The organism is Natribaculum luteum (assembly GCF_023008545.1).
In the GTDB taxonomy this organism is placed as follows: Archaea; Halobacteriota; Halobacteria; order Halobacteriales; family Natrialbaceae; genus Natribaculum; species Natribaculum luteum.
Genome location: NZ_CP095397.1, coordinates 54,342 through 67,717, shown reverse-complemented (window position 1 = coordinate 67,717; position 13,376 = coordinate 54,342). Strand labels below are relative to the sequence as shown.

Annotated in this window: 19 protein-coding genes; 12 read left to right on the top strand and 7 right to left on the bottom strand. The window is 64.4% G+C overall.

Translation table 11 applies throughout. The annotated features are described in order from the left end of the window. The first annotated feature begins 3 nt into the window (after window positions 1-3). From MU558_RS00355 to secY, 7 genes are read left to right on the top strand one after another with little or no spacing between them, the layout of a single operon-like run. On the top strand, window positions 4-729 hold the full coding sequence (locus tag MU558_RS00355) for a 50S ribosomal protein L32e (RefSeq protein WP_246970902.1): 726 nt from the start codon (window positions 4-6) through the stop codon (window positions 727-729). After that, window positions 726-1,175 (top strand): 50S ribosomal protein L19e, encoded by a 450-nt coding sequence (locus tag MU558_RS00350; protein WP_246970900.1) that lies wholly within the window; start codon window positions 726-728, stop codon window positions 1,173-1,175. Before MU558_RS00355 ends, MU558_RS00350 begins: the two co-directional genes overlap by 4 nt. Next, the gene (locus tag MU558_RS00345; RefSeq protein WP_246970898.1) at window positions 1,175-1,726 is read left to right on the top strand and encodes a 50S ribosomal protein L18; all 552 of its coding nucleotides are present in this window, start codon (window positions 1,175-1,177) and stop codon (window positions 1,724-1,726) included. The genes MU558_RS00350 and MU558_RS00345 overlap by 1 nt, the downstream gene beginning before the upstream one ends. After that, entirely contained in the window at window positions 1,723-2,361 is a 639-nt protein-coding gene (locus MU558_RS00340) for a 30S ribosomal protein S5 (RefSeq protein ID WP_246970896.1), read from the top strand. Before MU558_RS00345 ends, MU558_RS00340 begins: the two co-directional genes overlap by 4 nt. Beyond that, window positions 2,358-2,825, top strand: a complete 468-nt coding sequence (locus tag MU558_RS00335) for a 50S ribosomal protein L30 (protein WP_246970894.1) — start codon at window positions 2,358-2,360, stop codon at window positions 2,823-2,825. The genes MU558_RS00340 and MU558_RS00335 overlap by 4 nt, the downstream gene beginning before the upstream one ends. Window positions 2,826-2,827: 2 nt before the next feature. Beyond that, window positions 2,828-3,307: an uL15m family ribosomal protein gene (locus tag MU558_RS00330; RefSeq protein ID WP_246970892.1), complete on the top strand. Its 480-nt coding sequence runs from the start codon at window positions 2,828-2,830 to the stop codon at window positions 3,305-3,307. A gap of 3 nt (window positions 3,308-3,310) precedes the next feature. Then, entirely contained in the window at window positions 3,311-4,771 is a 1,461-nt protein-coding gene (gene secY, locus MU558_RS00325; protein ID WP_246970891.1) for a preprotein translocase subunit SecY, read from the top strand. 70 nt (window positions 4,772-4,841) lie between these two features. Here the strand turns inward: secY and MU558_RS00320 are convergent, their stop codons facing one another. The 3 genes from MU558_RS00320 to MU558_RS00310 all read right to left on the bottom strand — a co-directional run bounded on the left by MU558_RS00320 (window position 4,842) and on the right by MU558_RS00310 (window position 5,941). Next, window positions 4,842-5,021, bottom strand: coding sequence for a hypothetical protein (locus MU558_RS00320; protein ID WP_246970889.1), 180 nt, complete (start codon window positions 5,019-5,021; stop codon window positions 4,842-4,844). A gap of 121 nt (window positions 5,022-5,142) precedes the next feature. After that, window positions 5,143-5,385 (bottom strand): helix-turn-helix domain-containing protein, encoded by a 243-nt coding sequence (locus MU558_RS00315; protein ID WP_246970886.1) that lies wholly within the window; start codon window positions 5,383-5,385, stop codon window positions 5,143-5,145. A gap of 64 nt (window positions 5,386-5,449) precedes the next feature. Further along, window positions 5,450-5,941, bottom strand: coding sequence for a redoxin domain-containing protein (locus MU558_RS00310; RefSeq protein ID WP_246970884.1), 492 nt, complete (start codon window positions 5,939-5,941; stop codon window positions 5,450-5,452). Window positions 5,942-6,420: 479 nt separating this feature from the next. Here MU558_RS00310 and MU558_RS00305 point away from each other — a divergent pair, with 479 nt between their 5' ends. Next, entirely contained in the window at window positions 6,421-7,140 is a 720-nt protein-coding gene (locus MU558_RS00305; protein ID WP_246970882.1) for an NAD(P)H-hydrate epimerase, read from the top strand. Between the two features lie 17 nt (window positions 7,141-7,157). Here MU558_RS00305 and MU558_RS00300 read toward each other — a convergent pair whose 3' ends face one another. Beyond that, window positions 7,158-7,532 carry a winged helix-turn-helix transcriptional regulator gene (locus tag MU558_RS00300; RefSeq protein WP_246970880.1) on the bottom strand — a complete coding sequence of 125 codons (375 nt, stop codon included), beginning with the start codon at window positions 7,530-7,532 and terminating at the stop codon, window positions 7,158-7,160. Between the two features lie 295 nt (window positions 7,533-7,827). On the opposite strand from MU558_RS00300, the gene MU558_RS00295 reads away from it, so the two are divergent. Next, on the top strand, window positions 7,828-8,889 hold the full coding sequence (locus MU558_RS00295; protein WP_246970878.1) for an NAD(P)/FAD-dependent oxidoreductase: 1,062 nt from the start codon (window positions 7,828-7,830) through the stop codon (window positions 8,887-8,889). A gap of 82 nt (window positions 8,890-8,971) precedes the next feature. On the opposite strand, the gene MU558_RS00290 is transcribed toward MU558_RS00295, so the two are convergent. Both MU558_RS00290 and MU558_RS00285 read right to left on the bottom strand, forming a co-directional pair. Continuing rightward, window positions 8,972-9,649: an MBL fold metallo-hydrolase gene (locus tag MU558_RS00290; protein WP_246970876.1), complete on the bottom strand. Its 678-nt coding sequence runs from the start codon at window positions 9,647-9,649 to the stop codon at window positions 8,972-8,974. A 20-nt stretch (window positions 9,650-9,669) separates the two neighbouring features. Then, window positions 9,670-11,172: an amidase gene (locus MU558_RS00285; protein ID WP_246970874.1), complete on the bottom strand. Its 1,503-nt coding sequence runs from the start codon at window positions 11,170-11,172 to the stop codon at window positions 9,670-9,672. Window positions 11,173-11,431: 259 nt separating this feature from the next. On the opposite strand from MU558_RS00285, the gene MU558_RS00280 reads away from it, so the two are divergent. The 3 genes from MU558_RS00280 to MU558_RS00270 all read left to right on the top strand — a co-directional run bounded on the left by MU558_RS00280 (window position 11,432) and on the right by MU558_RS00270 (window position 13,004). After that, on the top strand, window positions 11,432-11,899 hold the full coding sequence (locus tag MU558_RS00280; protein WP_246970873.1) for a hypothetical protein: 468 nt from the start codon (window positions 11,432-11,434) through the stop codon (window positions 11,897-11,899). A gap of 214 nt (window positions 11,900-12,113) precedes the next feature. Then, window positions 12,114-12,659 carry a YbhB/YbcL family Raf kinase inhibitor-like protein gene (locus MU558_RS00275; RefSeq protein ID WP_246970870.1) on the top strand — a complete coding sequence of 182 codons (546 nt, stop codon included), beginning with the start codon at window positions 12,114-12,116 and terminating at the stop codon, window positions 12,657-12,659. A gap of 144 nt (window positions 12,660-12,803) precedes the next feature. Then, window positions 12,804-13,004, top strand: a complete 201-nt coding sequence (locus MU558_RS00270) for a C2H2-type zinc finger protein (RefSeq protein ID WP_246970867.1) — start codon at window positions 12,804-12,806, stop codon at window positions 13,002-13,004. Window positions 13,005-13,067: 63 nt separating this feature from the next. On the opposite strand, the gene MU558_RS00265 is transcribed toward MU558_RS00270, so the two are convergent. Then, entirely contained in the window at window positions 13,068-13,334 is a 267-nt protein-coding gene (locus MU558_RS00265) for a cytochrome C oxidase subunit IV family protein (protein WP_246970864.1), read from the bottom strand. Window positions 13,335-13,376: the final 42 nt, after the last annotated feature.

The following is a 13,376-nucleotide window of genomic DNA, read 5'->3' as shown; positions in this document are numbered from 1 at the left end:
TAGATGGCTGACGACGAAAACGGTGCCGAGGAATCGGGACCACAGGAACTAGAAGACATAAGCGGTGTCGGCGCGAGCAAGGCCGAGGCGCTCCGCGAAGCCGGCTTCGAGTCCATCGACGACGTCAAGGAGGCGTCCCAGGACGACCTGGCCGAAGCAGACGGCATCGGTAACGCACTCGCCGCCCGTATCAAAGCCGACGTCGGTGACCTCGAGGTCACCGAGGAGACCGAGGCCGAGATCGAAGACGAGGCCGCCGAGGAGGCGGAGCCGGAGGAAGAAGTCGAGACGGAACTCCGTCCGCGCGGGCTCACCGAGAAGACGCCCGACCTCTCCGAGAACGAACAGCGGCTGCTCGATCGGCGCAAGCGCGAGGGCAAACCGCAGTTCAACCGCCAGGACTACCACATGAAAAAGCGCACGCCGGAGTCGTGGCGTCGCCCCCGTGGTGGGCTCTCGAAGCAGCGCCGCGGAATCAAAGGCAAGGGCCCGAAGGTCGAAGCCGGCTACCGCACGCCGACGGCGGTTCGCGGCAAGCACCCGAGTGGCTTCGAGGAGGTCCGCGTCGAGAACGTCGACGATCTGGAAGGCGTCGACGGCTCTCGTGAGGCGGTTCGTATCGGTTCCTCGGTCGGTGCGCGCAAGCGCGAGCGGATCGAGGAGGAAGCCGAGGACGCGGGCATTCGCGTCCTGAACCCGACCTACGTCGAAGTGGAGGTTGACGAATGACTGACCTGAGCGCACAGAAGCGGCTCGCGGCCGACGTCCTGGACGTCGGGAAGAACCGCGTCTGGTTCGACCCCGACGCCCAGGCCGACATCGCCGAGGCCATCACGCGCGACGAGATCCGCGATCTCGTCGACGACGGCCTCATCAGGGCGAAAGACGCCAGCGGCAACTCGCGCGGTCGCGCCCGCCAACGAAACGAGAAACGCGCCTACGGCCACCAGAAGGGGCCCGGCAAGCGCCGCGGCAAGAAAGGCGCACGCCAGAACCAGAAAGAACAGTGGCAAAACCAGATTCGCGCACAGCGCCGGAAGCTCCGAGAACTCCGTGACAAAGGCGAGATTACGCCGACGCAGTACCGCCAGCTCTACCGGAAGGCAAGCGGCGGGGAGTTCCGTAGCGTCCGGTACCTGTTGAACTACATCGACGACAACTACGGTGACGAATAATGGCGACAGGACCACGATACAAAGTGCCGATGCGCCGTCGCCGCGAGGTCCGGACGGATTACCATCAGAGGTTGCGCCTGCTGAAATCGGGCAAGCCCCGGCTGGTCGCTCGCAAGAGCAACAAGCACACTACGGCGCAGCTGATCTCCCCCGGCCTCCAGGGCGACGAGACGCACGCGAGCGCACACTCGAGTGACCTTGCAGAGTACGGCTGGGAAGCCCCGACGGGTAACCTCCCAGCAGCGTATCTCACCGGCCTGCTGGCCGGCAAGCGAGCGCTCGAGGCGGGCGTCGAAGAGGCTGTGCTCGACATCGGCCTCAACACGGCGACGCCCGGCAACAAGGTGTTCGCGGTACAGGAAGGAGCGATCGACGCTGGCCTCGAGATCCCGCACAACGACAGCGTGCTGGCCGACTGGTCGCGTACTCGCGGCGAACACATCGCCGAGTACGCCGAACAGTTAGACGAGCCGCTGTACGGCGGTGACTTCGTCGCCACCGAACTACCCGAGCACTTCGACGAAGTGCGAGAGGCAATCCTAGAATCATGAGCGGAAACGACTACGAAGACGGGTGGCAGCCCGTCACCCGACTCGGCAGGAAGGTACAGGAGGGCGAGATCGACACGATGGAGACCGCCCTCAACTCGGGGCTCCCGCTGAAGGAACCCGAGATCGTCGACCAGCTCCTCCCCGGACTGGACGACGAAGTGCTGGACATCAACATGGTCCAGCGGATGACCGACTCCGGCCGGCGGGTGAAGTTCCGCTGTGTCGTCGCCGTGGGCAACCGCGACGGCTTCGTCGGCTACGCCGAAGGCCGCGACGACCAGGTCGGGTCTGCCATCCAGAAGGCAATCGGTATCGCCAAGCTGAACATGATCCAGGTTCCCCGCGGCTCCGGGTCCTGGGAGGACCGCTCTGACCGACCGCACTCGCTGACCCACCGGACGACCGGGAAGGCAGGTTCCGTCGAGGTCGAGCTCATCCCCGCACCCGAAGGACTGGGACTGGCCGCGAGCGACACCGTTCGCGCCGTCCTCGAGCTCGCCGGGATCGAGAACGCCTGGACCAAGAGCCACGGCAACACCCGGACCACGGTGAACCTCGCGAAGGCGACGTTCAACGCACTCGAGAACGCCTCGCAGTCGCGCCGACCGCAGACGCGTGAGGTGGTCGAACGATGAAAGCGATCGTCCAGCTTCGCGGTGAAGTCGACCGATCAGGAGCCGTCGACGACACGCTCGACATGCTCAACGTCCCCAAGGTCAACCACGCGACCGTCGTGCCGGACACCGACGCCTACCGCGGGATGATCACGAAGGTCAACGACTACGTCGCCTACGGCGAGCCCAGCGCGGACGTCCTCGAGACGGTGCTCACGAAGCGCGCCGAACCGCTCGAGGGCCGACAGTCGGACGTCGACGAGGAGTGGCTCGCCGAGAACACCGACTACGACGACTTCGCCGACCTCGCCGAGGCGCTGTTGGCCGAAGAGACGACGCTTCGCGAGCAGGGGCTGTCGCCGACGCTGCGACTGCACCCACCGCGTGGCGGTCACGACGGCATCAAACACCCCACGGTCGAAGGAGGCCAACTCGGAAAGCATACAACCGAGGAAATTAACGCCCTCCTAGACTCGATGCGATAACCATGACGAGCAAGAAACGACGCCAGCGCGGCTCGCGAACGCACAGCGGCGGCACCCACAAGAACCGCCGTGGTGCAGGCCACCGTGGCGGACGCGGTCGCGCCGGGCGGAGCAAACACGAGTTCCACAACTACGAACCGAAGGGCAAACACGGCTTCAAGCGGCCACACGACATCCGCGATGAGGTCCTCGAGATCGACGTCCAGAAGCTCGACGAGGACGCGATCCTTTACGCCGCAGACGGCCTCGCCGAGGAGACCGGCGACGGCTACCAGATCGACGCTCGTGACGTCGTCGAAGACGGTCACGAGGCCGACGTCGTGAAGGTACTCGGCGGCGGCCAGGTCCGCAACACGCTCGAGGTCACGGCGGACGCCTTCTCCGAGGCGGCCCGCGAGAAACTCGAGGCGGCCGGCGGCGAGGCGGTCCTCTCCGACCGGGCGGAAGAAGCCGCCGACGAAACAGAACAGGACGAGGAGTAAACTATGGGATGGAAGGAAGCTGCCGAACCGGTCCTGACGCGGATGCCCGCGGTTCGTCGTCCGGAGGGGCACGTCCCCTTCAAGCGCAAGCTGGCGTGGACGGCGGGCATTCTCGTGTTGTACTTCTTCCTGACGAACATCGCGCTGCTCGGTCTGCAGACCGGCGAAGCGAGCGACCTCTTCGGTGAGTTCCGCTCGATCCTGGCCGGTCAGCAGGGCTCGCTCCTGCAGGTCGGTATCGGACCGATCGTCACGGCGAGCATCGTCTTGCAACTGCTCGGCGGGGCGAACCTGCTCGGCCTCGACACCGACGATCCGCGTGATCAGGTGCTCTACCAGGGCCTGCAGAAGCTGCTCGTGATCGTGATGGTGGTGCTGACCGCGCTGCCGATGGTGTTCGCCGGCGGCTTCCTCCCAGCCCAGCCGTCGCTCCAGCTCGGCGGGCTCTCGCTCGGACAGACCGGCGTCCAGCTGTTGCTGTTCGCCCAGATCTTCGCTGGCGGTGTCCTCATCCTCTACATGGACGAGGTCGTCAGCAAGTGGGGCGTCGGCAGCGGTATCGGACTGTTCATCATCGCCGGCGTGAGCCAGAAGCTCGTCACCGGTCTGATCCAGCCGAGTACCGGCGGGTTCTTCTACAACTGGTACGCGATCATCACCGGCCAGATTACCGTCGGGTCGATCGTCGGTGGTGACGGGCTGAACACGCTGTTGCTCGGCGAGGGACAGATCGTCGCGCTGGTGACGACGGTGCTGATCTTCGGCATCGTCGTCTACGCGGAGTCCGTCCGCGTCGAGATTCCACTGAGTCACGCCCGGGTCAAGGGCGCTCGCGGTCGCTTCCCCGTGAAGCTCATCTACGCGAGCGTCCTGCCGATGATCCTCGTTCGTGCAGTGCAGGCGAACGTCCAGTTCATGGGCCAGATCCTCCAGAGTCAGTGGGCCGGTATGCCCGCCTGGCTGGGAGTCTACTCCGAGGGCCAGCCCGTGAGCGGGTTCTTCTACTATCTGGCACCGATCTACTCCCCACAGGACTGGATGTGGTGGACTGGCGCCGTTACCCAGGAGTGGTGGATGATACTGATCCGCGTCGCGATCGACGTGACGGTCATGGTCGCCGGCGGCGCGATCTTTGCCATCTTCTGGGTCGAGACGACGGACATGGGTCCGGAAGCGACCGCACGGCAGATCCAGAACTCCGGGATGCAGATTCCCGGCTTCCGCCAGAACGTCGGCGTCATCGAGAAGGTCATGGAGCGGTACATTCCGCAGGTGACCGTCATCGGCGGCGCGCTCGTCGGCCTGCTCGCGGTCATGGCCAACATGCTCGGCACCATCGGGGCCGTCACCGGGACGGGACTGCTGCTCGCCGTGTCGATCACCTACAAGCTCTACGAGGAGATCGCCGAAGAGCAACTCATGGAGATGCACCCGATGATGCGCCAGATGTTCGGAAACGAGTAACGGCTTCTCTCTTCGCTTCTCGTCGGCCACATACTCGAGCGTCGCGACGGTTCGCGTTCGAAAAATCGAGTTATGCCATCAGTGCAGCGTCGGCCCAGCTATCGGACTGGATCCAGGCGTCTTCCTCCCGTTCGTCGTAGACGATCAACTCGAGGTCGTCGGTCTCGACGGCCGAGTAGTACTCGAGTGAGACTGCGTCGACGCCGACCGACGGGTGGTGATCGGTGTGGTCGCGGGTGTCGAGTGTCATGGTTTTTCTCCCCTCGTAGGTTACCCTACAGTACTAGCTTACGTGTGGTAACTCATAAGCACTCGCACACCCCGGAGTAAGGTGGTTACCGCCGGGAAAGTCGGTCGACGCTGGCAGTCGATCACTCGCTCGCCGGGGGACTCGAGACGGTGTAGATCGACTTGCGCGCGTCGCGGAAGTAGACGTCCTCACTGACGATGCTGGCGTCGTCGAGGCGACCGAGGGCATCCCGAACCGTTCGCGGGTTCAGGAGCGTCGCATCGGCGATCGCCCCCTGTGTCATGGGGCCGTCGACCTCGAGGACTTTGAACACGAGTTTCGAACTCGGTGGGAGTTCGAGGAGTCGGTCGGACGCGTGTGTCACGTTCGACGGGTGGGCGGAGACGTCGAAGTCGCTTCGCCGCTCTGGCGTCGCGCGTACACGACCGTCACGCGAGGTCGTCGAGCTGCGCCAGGAGATCGTCGACGGTCGGTCGATCGGCCGGATGGCTCCCGCGGTGGATCCATTCGATCGTCGGCGCGTCCGACCGCGCGTCGACGACGACCGCTTCGGGCATCCGGCCGACCACGTCGTGGATCGAGCCGAGGACGCCAAAGCGCGTCGGCTGATCGTACTGGTCGCTCGTCGTCTTCGATTCGTCGGCGAGCAGCGGATACGGAAGGTCGTACTGTCGTTGCCATCGCCGGACTCGTTCGACTGGCTCGGGGAGAATCGACACGACCGTCGCGTTGCGAGCGCGAAACTCGTCGTACCTCGAGGCGACCGTCTGTACCTGCTCGCGACACTTGAGACAGTGGTAGTCCCGCTGGAAGAGCAAGACGATGGCGTCCGTCTCGGACGCTGCGGCGTGTTCGGACAGTCGAAACGGATCGGTGCCGGTCGCGACGTTCGGGAGTTCGAAATCGGTGGTCGTGGTCATGGTAGATCAGCGACGAAAGGGGGGTGGAGGCCCGAGACGTGTGCACGGCAGTGCGTACCGACGGCCGCTTCGGTTCGGCCGTCGACGGCGCGGCGGGATCGTGCATGGCGAGTCCGGGAGAATGCGACGGGCGGATCGTAACGGCTGCTGTACTCGTTTCCGGCGCAACCGTGACCGTTCGGCGGTTGCGCCGGAAAATAGCGACAGCAGGCATTATCGGTGGTGGTTCGACGTGGCTCGAAACCGCGCTACTGTGGCCGGTCGCGAGCTCGCCGTGTTCGTCGTCGACGGGTGCCTCCAGTCGACGGTACGAGTCCGTGGACGATAAATGAACGCTAACTGATGAGTAAGGTCGTTACGCACCCGTACCCGATCGAGTAGCGGGAAGACCACGAGACGCGACCTGAGGCCGGTCGCGAGTATCGAGCACCGCACCGTCGCGGGCACAGACCGATTACCGTCGAACGCGTACGAGCGGTATGCGACCGAACGCGTACCGAACGCCGGACGGAGTTGGCGTACCGGCAGTCACCGCCGACGAGATGCGCGACGTCGACCGAATCGCGACCGAAGACCTCGGGCTCTCGCTCGCACAGATGGTCGAACACGCCGGCCGTACCCTGGCTCGTCACGCACTCGAGTTCGACGGCGGGCCGATCGTCGTCCTCGCTGGCGGCGGTGGTAACGGGAGCGGCGGACTCGCCTGTGCTCGCCACCTCGTCAATCGAGGACGGCCCGTCACCGTCGTCCTCGACCGCGATCCTGCCGATCTCGAGGACGTCGCCGCGAGCCAGCACGGTATCCTCGACGCGATGAACGTCCCGGTTCGCGTCGACGCCGACGAAGTGCCGGGCCCGTCGCTCGTCGTCGACGCGCTCGTCGGCTACGGCCTCGAGGGAACGCCCCGTGGGACGGCCGCGTCGCTGGTCGAGTGGGTGAATCGGTCGGGTGCCGACGTCCTCGCGCTCGACGTCCCCACTGGAACGAACGCGACGACCGGTGAGACGCCCGGCGTCGCGATCGATCCCGATCGGACCCTCACGCTCGCGCTCCCGAAGACGGGCCTAGACGAGACGGTCGACGAGTTCTTTCTTGGCGATGTCGGCATTCCGCCGCTCGTCTACGACCGCCTCGAGATTCCATCCGTCGTACCGTTCGGGCGAGCGTTTTCCGTTGCACTCGAGCGCGTTCGCGAGTGACCGATCGGCACCGCACTCTACGCGATCGAACTGTCCTTGTCGCTTGCAGGCTCGAGGTACTCGAGTCCCCAGTCGCGCATCTCCATGACGATCGACTCGAGGGATTCGCCGAGATCGGTCAGCGAGTATTCGACGCGAACCGGCTTCTCGTTGACGATCTCGCGGTTTACCAGCTGTTTTTCCTCGAGGTCGTCGAGCGCGTCCGAGAGCACCTTGCTCGAGATCCCGTCGACCTCCTCCTTGAGAGCGTTAAAGCCCAGTGGACCGTTCACGAGCAGCCGATGAATGATCACGCAGTGCCACTTCTTTCCGATAAGCGTCGCCGTCGAGGTGAGCGGGCACCACTCCTCGCCCTCGCACCAGACAGCGACTCGTGGTCGACTTTCGTCCATACGCTTCTGTCGTGTCCAACGCCCAAATAGTTACCTCTAGAAATCAGGTTACGTATAGTAATTACATCGTGATGCATCGGTCGCGACGTCAGTAGCGCGAGAACCGACGCGAGTGGGACTCGAGCTCGTTCGCCGACGATCTGACGTCGCGACCGCTGTTCGCCAGAATCACGCTCGTTCTCGTCAGAGCCCCACTACTCGACGACGACCGCTGTGTTCCGGATTACCGTCCAGTAACCCGACTACCAATCGGTTAGCTGATACTTATTACTAACCGGAGGTAACCCAGTTACAGATGGTGACTCAAGACGCGACTCGATCCGACGAGGAATCTGACACCGACAGCTACGAGGTGGTCGTCGTGGGCGGCGGTCCGGCGGGGCTCACGACCGCGCTCTACACGGCTCGACTCGGCCACGAAACGGCGGTGATCGACCGCGGCGGCGGTCGCACCGCGATGATCCTCGACACGCACAACGTCCTCGGCGTCCCCGAGTCCGTCTCCGGCAACGAGTTCCTCGAGACGGCCGTCGAACAGATCCAGTCCTACGGCGCCGACTACCGTCGGGAGTTCGTGACCGCGATCGAGCGCCGTGGTGGTGACGACCCGCGGTTCGAACTCGAGACGACCGATGGCTCCGTCGTCGCCGATCGGGTCGTACTCGCGACGGGGTTCTCGGACGGTCGTCCCGATCCGCCGTTGCCCCGAACTGGTCGCGGACTGCACTACTGCCTGCACTGTGACGCCTACCAGTTCGTCGACGAGCCGGTGTACGTGATGGGCCACGGCGAGAGTGCTGCCTACGTCGCGATGATCATGCTCAACTTCACCGCCGACGTCGACCTCCTCCTGCGCGGCGATGAGCCGACGTGGAGCGAGGACACTGACGCCTTGCTCCGGGCTCATCCGGTCGACGTCGTCGAGGCCGAGATCGACGCGACGTTCGCGGACGACGACGATCCGACCTGGCTCGGCGGTTTCGAGTTCGCCGACGGGACACAACGTGAGTACACCGGCGGCTTCGCGATGTACGGGGCCGACTACAACGACGACCTGGCAGCGGCGCTCGGTGCCGAACGCGACGAGAGCGGTGCCGTCGTCGTCGACGATCACGGCCGAACCACCGTCGACGGACTCTACGCCGTCGGCGACCTCACGCCGGGCCACAGCCAGATTCCCGTCGCGATGGGTCAGGGCGCGAAGGCCGGAATCGCACTCCACAAAGGGTTGCGGACGTTCCCGAAGTCGCTCGCCGACCTCGAGGCGGACGAGACGGTTTCGACCCGGGACGTCCCGGCCATGTCGCTGGCGCTCCGCGAGCAAGCGAGACATCGATCGTCGATCGCCGACGACTGACCCTGTCGGTGCGCTCGTGTTTGTAGGCGTCTCTGTGTCGTCCTCGAGGGAGCGGGTCCACGTCACGGCCATCGACGACCGCTCACAGCCGGGAAGCCAACCGACGAAACGCCTCGCCACCGCCTGGAGAGATCGGCTCCCCGTGGCCGACACACGCGATCTCGAACGACGGCGCGTCGGCATCCAGCCGCTGGATGCTCTCGCGGACGTCGTCCGTATCGTAACTGACGAACCAGCTCGACGCCTCGAGGTCGCCGTCCGACTCCCGGACCAGGTCGCCGAGCATCGCGACCTCGAGGTCGCGGCTGACGTACGCGACGTGGCCCGGCGTGTGCCCGGGCGTGTGGTAGGCGGTGAACGGACCGAGGGCGGCGCCGTCGGCGACGGGTTCGATCGCGAGCGACGGGTGGGTGCTCGCCACGCCGAGGACACGCTGGAGGGCACCCTTGTGGTTCGTCCACGGCGGTTTGCGCCGGTTCGCCAGAATTTCGGCGTCGAACCTCCCGGCGGCGTGGACCGTTGCCTCGAGGTCCGGCGTCAGCGCAGCGAGCGTGCCGACGTGGTCGAGGTCGTAGTGCGTGAGCAGAACGCGGTCGATCTCGGCGACGCCGACGCTGGCATCGGCGAGTTCGTCCCGGATCCGGTCGCCGTCCCAGGGGGTTCCCGCGTCGATCAGCGTCGTGTCGTCACGGTCGACGAGGTAGGCGTTGACGCCCCGGAGGCGTAACCACCAGATGCCAGATGCGAGTTCGACTGCCATTGGTCGTTGTCGACCTCGCGTCACTCCTCGCCCAGCGCGGGGGCCGTCTCCGGCGATCGTCGGGGGTCTACGGCCTGTTCGTAGGCGTAGGCTAACTCGAGCAGTCGCGGCTCGTCGTAGGGTCGTCCGAGGAGTTCGACGCCGACTGGGACGCCGTCGTCAGTGAACCCGCCGGGGATCGAGACGGCCGGACACAGCGTCTGCGCGCCGATGACCGTGTTCGTCGGGAAGGTGGCCGTCGTGTACGTCTCGCCGAGTTCGGCGTCGGTCGGCGGTACCACCTGCACGTCCGGGAATAGGATCGCGTCGAGATCGTGGTCGGCGATGGTGTAGAGCAGGTCGCGCCGGAACGACCCCTGGGCGGCGACTTTCCGCCAGTAGCCGGGCTCGTCGGCCGGATCCGCCGGTCCCTCGGCGATCGCCTCGAGCAGATCCAGCCCCTCGTAGTACTGTCCACTTTCGTAGATCTCTTCGACTGACCCCACGGGTGCGTCCTCGCGGTCTGCCAGAAACTGGTCGAGGTCGTGTTTCGACTGTAAGACGTACAGCATCGTCTCCTCGATCTGCCCCATCAGGTCGGGGACGGAGACGGGATCGACCAGTTCGGCACCCGCGTCCACCAGTTCCTCGAGTGCCTGCTCGACGACGTCGTTCACCGGGGCGGCATTGGGATCGTCGTCCGACCCGAAGGCGTCGCGCAGGACGCCGATTCGCGCGCCCTCGAGTCCCGCCTCGTCGAGGTGGTCGACGTACGATCCCTCCACGCGAGCCAGTTCGGTGGCGGCCGTCCATTCGTCATCCGCGTCGTAGCCGACGAGAACGTCGAGTAGTAACGCCATGTCACGAACCGTCCGCGCCATCGGGCCGGCGGTGTCCTGGCGCGTTACGAGCGGTGCGAGGCCCGTCCTGCTGATCAACCCGGTCGTCACGCGGATGCCAAACAGGTTACAGAAACTCGAGGGGAGGCGAATCGAACCGCCGGTGTCTTCTCCGATGCCGACGGTTCCGAGGTTCGCGGCGACGCCCGCGCCGGTGCCGGCGCTCGAGCCCCCGGGGTCTCGATCCAGCGCGTACGGGTTTTTCGTCCGGCCGATCACAGACGAGGTGCCAAACCACGAGGACGCCCAGTCCGGGAGGTTCGTCTTGGCGAGGACGATCGCTCCCGCCTCCTCGAGGTTGGTCACGATCGTCGCGTTCCGCTCGGGGACGTAGTCGTCGAAGGCTTCGGAGCCGAACGTCGTCGTGATCCCCGCGGTCTCGGCCTGATCTTTCACGAGGACGGGGACGCCGTGGAGGGGACCGACGAAGCCGTTCTCGGTGAATTTCTCGTCTAGCTCGTCGGCTCGCTCTCGGGCGTCCGGGTTGACGGTGATGATCGCGTTCAGCTCCGGCCCGTCGCGATCGTACGCCTCGATTCGCTCGAGGTACTGCTCGACGAGTTCGCGACTCGTCACCTCGCCGGCTTCCATCGCGTCGTGGATCTCGAGGACAGTCGTCTCGAGGACGTCGAATTCCAGCGTCATACGGTAACAATGATCGAGAGACGCGGAGAAAAAGCTTCGTCAGGCGGTCGACCTGGCTACTGCTGGATGGTCTCGACGGTGCCGTCACGCTCTCGGAACGTTCACGCTTCTCCGATCTCTTTTTCGACATCCCCGTCGTGACAACGAGCACCTAACTGTTCACTATCGACCGATGCCGTCCTGGCGAAGCGAATAATGTCTGATTTCGAGGATGAGGATATAAATAGTTGAGGACACATTGTGTGTCAAGGGTTGCCCAATGACATCGATATACCTGATCAGTACGCTCCTGATGGGTGTACTCCTGATCGCAGTTGCGTTCGCGCTCACGCGGAGTGGACAGCGAGCGACTCCGGCCGGCGGCGCTGGCGTTTCCGGCGGTCAACGAAGTTACAGAGAGTGGTCGCCACGAGCAGACGACGCGTCGAATCGTCTCGTCAGACTCGCGAACGAACCCGTCGTCTGGGGCGTGACGTTCGTCACGCTGGCGCTCGTCTTCCTCGCGGGCGCGATACTGTTGATCGCAGACGTCTCCATTGCCGGCGGCATCCTGGGAACGGCGATCATCGCCGTCGGAGCGGCCGTGTTGGTCGGATACGTCTTCTTCGGTTCGTACTTTGCGGCTCGAGACCGGATCGGTCAGCCCGCCGCAGCGGTTGCCGTCGCGTCGGTGACAATTGGAATCACGGTACTGCTGGTCGTCGTCGTCATGCTGTTGCTGGCCTGATCTATCGGTCCCACGTTTCGAGCGGCTCCCGTTCGTTTTCTCTCAGCCGATGCGAGACGCGTCCGTCCCTCGAGCGAACGGCAGTTCGAGGAAAGCGGTGTCGCCCCGCCGAAGCCTCGCGGCTTCCTGGTCGCAGCAGCCGTACCGACGTCGCCGTAGAATAATCCCCAAAACATACAAAATTATATATGATATAGTGTTGTATCTGTGTCGGATGATCGGGTTACTCACCTCGTCGCTGGACGACGCAGAACCGCTCACAGTCACCAGTTCGGATTTCGACCGCGGGACGCGACTTCCCGACTGGGCTGGCTTTACCAACGAGAACGAAAACCCCGAACTTCGGATCAGCGGCGTTCCGGACGAGGCCGAGTCCCTCCTCGTCACGATGATCCACCCCGAGGCAGCTGAGGTCGTCGATCATCCCTGGATTCACTGGATGGTCTGGGGCGTTTCACCCGAGACGGCGGTGCTCCCGAGAGACGGAATCGGCGACGACGCTACCGAGGGGTACAACGACTTCCTTCGGCAGGGGTGGGGCGGCCCGTCGCCGCCACCCGAACAGACCGAAACCTACCGGTTCCGGGTCTACGCACTCGACATCGATCTGGACCTTCCACCCGAGACGAGACGTGCTCGAGTCGCCTCGACGATCGGTCTCGAAGGAGAGATCCTGGCCGCTGGCGAGTTGACCGGCCAGTACAGCGCCGAACAGGGGTCCGTCTTCAACACCGTTGGGCCGCGCGGGCTTCGTCCCTGACGTCGCCGCCGGCTCGAGCCACACGGCCGTCAATTCGAGCGCCGAACGCAAATCCACGACGGCGTGCTGGTGATCGGTACGACAGCCGCGTTCCCATCAAGTGCAACGCTCATCGTTAACACGAGTGACGACGCACGCTCTCACATGGTACCAGATCCACGAGAAGAGGAGGGCGTCGACGAGGGCGAAAACGTCGGAACCGACCCACGAGAAGGGGAGAACGTCGAAGAATCGGACGAATTCGTCTGTCCGGTCTGCGGTGAAACGTTCGAAACGCAGCAAGCGCTAGAAGAGCACGGCGAGGAAGCACACGAAGAGAGCGAAATTCAGTCCAAACAGCCGTAGAAGTACGCCCACATTTTCTGGAACGAGACCGCCGCGATCAGCGTCGGCGCTGGCTGCCGTCGATCACTGGATCGAGTATCCTGCAGCGATGGTCAGCAGGAACACCATAAACAGCGACAGCGCCATCAGGTACGAGACCGATCGCGGTTCTTCGATCAGGTGCTGGTAGTATCCCGTGATGAGCAGCGTTTTGAATATCGCGAGGACGAGGATCCCGGCTGCTGCCATCCAGTAGGTGAAGTACTGGTCGAACGTAAAGAAGACGAACTTTCCGGTTCCCAATCCCAGCAACGCGACGTAGATCAGTGTATAGGTTCGAAGGCTCGCCATTAGTGATGCCATCTCGTACCACGCACTTATACCTTCTCCCCC

Coding starts and splice junctions, on each gene's coding strand:
- MU558_RS00355 (WP_246970902.1), top strand. CDS start 4: ATGGCTGACGACGAAAACGGTGCCGAGGAATCGGGACCACAGGAACTA.
- MU558_RS00350 (WP_246970900.1), top strand. CDS start 726: ATGACTGACCTGAGCGCACAGAAGCGGCTCGCGGCCGACGTCCTGGAC.
- MU558_RS00345 (WP_246970898.1), top strand. CDS start 1,175: ATGGCGACAGGACCACGATACAAAGTGCCGATGCGCCGTCGCCGCGAG.
- MU558_RS00340 (WP_246970896.1), top strand. CDS start 1,723: ATGAGCGGAAACGACTACGAAGACGGGTGGCAGCCCGTCACCCGACTC.
- MU558_RS00335 (WP_246970894.1), top strand. CDS start 2,358: ATGAAAGCGATCGTCCAGCTTCGCGGTGAAGTCGACCGATCAGGAGCC.
- MU558_RS00330 (WP_246970892.1), top strand. CDS start 2,828: ATGACGAGCAAGAAACGACGCCAGCGCGGCTCGCGAACGCACAGCGGC.
- secY (WP_246970891.1), top strand. CDS start 3,311: ATGGGATGGAAGGAAGCTGCCGAACCGGTCCTGACGCGGATGCCCGCG.
- MU558_RS00320 (WP_246970889.1), bottom strand. CDS start 5,021: ATGACACTCGACACCCGCGACCACACCGATCACCACCCGTCGGTCGGC.
- MU558_RS00310 (WP_246970884.1), bottom strand. CDS start 5,941: ATGACCACGACCACCGATTTCGAACTCCCGAACGTCGCGACCGGCACC.
- MU558_RS00305 (WP_246970882.1), top strand. CDS start 6,421: ATGCGACCGAACGCGTACCGAACGCCGGACGGAGTTGGCGTACCGGCA.
- MU558_RS00300 (WP_246970880.1), bottom strand. CDS start 7,532: ATGGACGAAAGTCGACCACGAGTCGCTGTCTGGTGCGAGGGCGAGGAG.
- MU558_RS00295 (WP_246970878.1), top strand. CDS start 7,828: ATGGTGACTCAAGACGCGACTCGATCCGACGAGGAATCTGACACCGAC.
- MU558_RS00290 (WP_246970876.1), bottom strand. CDS start 9,649: ATGGCAGTCGAACTCGCATCTGGCATCTGGTGGTTACGCCTCCGGGGC.
- MU558_RS00285 (WP_246970874.1), bottom strand. CDS start 11,172: ATGACGCTGGAATTCGACGTCCTCGAGACGACTGTCCTCGAGATCCAC.
- MU558_RS00280 (WP_246970873.1), top strand. CDS start 11,432: ATGACATCGATATACCTGATCAGTACGCTCCTGATGGGTGTACTCCTG.
- MU558_RS00275 (WP_246970870.1), top strand. CDS start 12,114: ATGATCGGGTTACTCACCTCGTCGCTGGACGACGCAGAACCGCTCACA.
- MU558_RS00270 (WP_246970867.1), top strand. CDS start 12,804: ATGGTACCAGATCCACGAGAAGAGGAGGGCGTCGACGAGGGCGAAAAC.
- MU558_RS00265 (WP_246970864.1), bottom strand. CDS start 13,334: ATGGCGAGCCTTCGAACCTATACACTGATCTACGTCGCGTTGCTGGGA.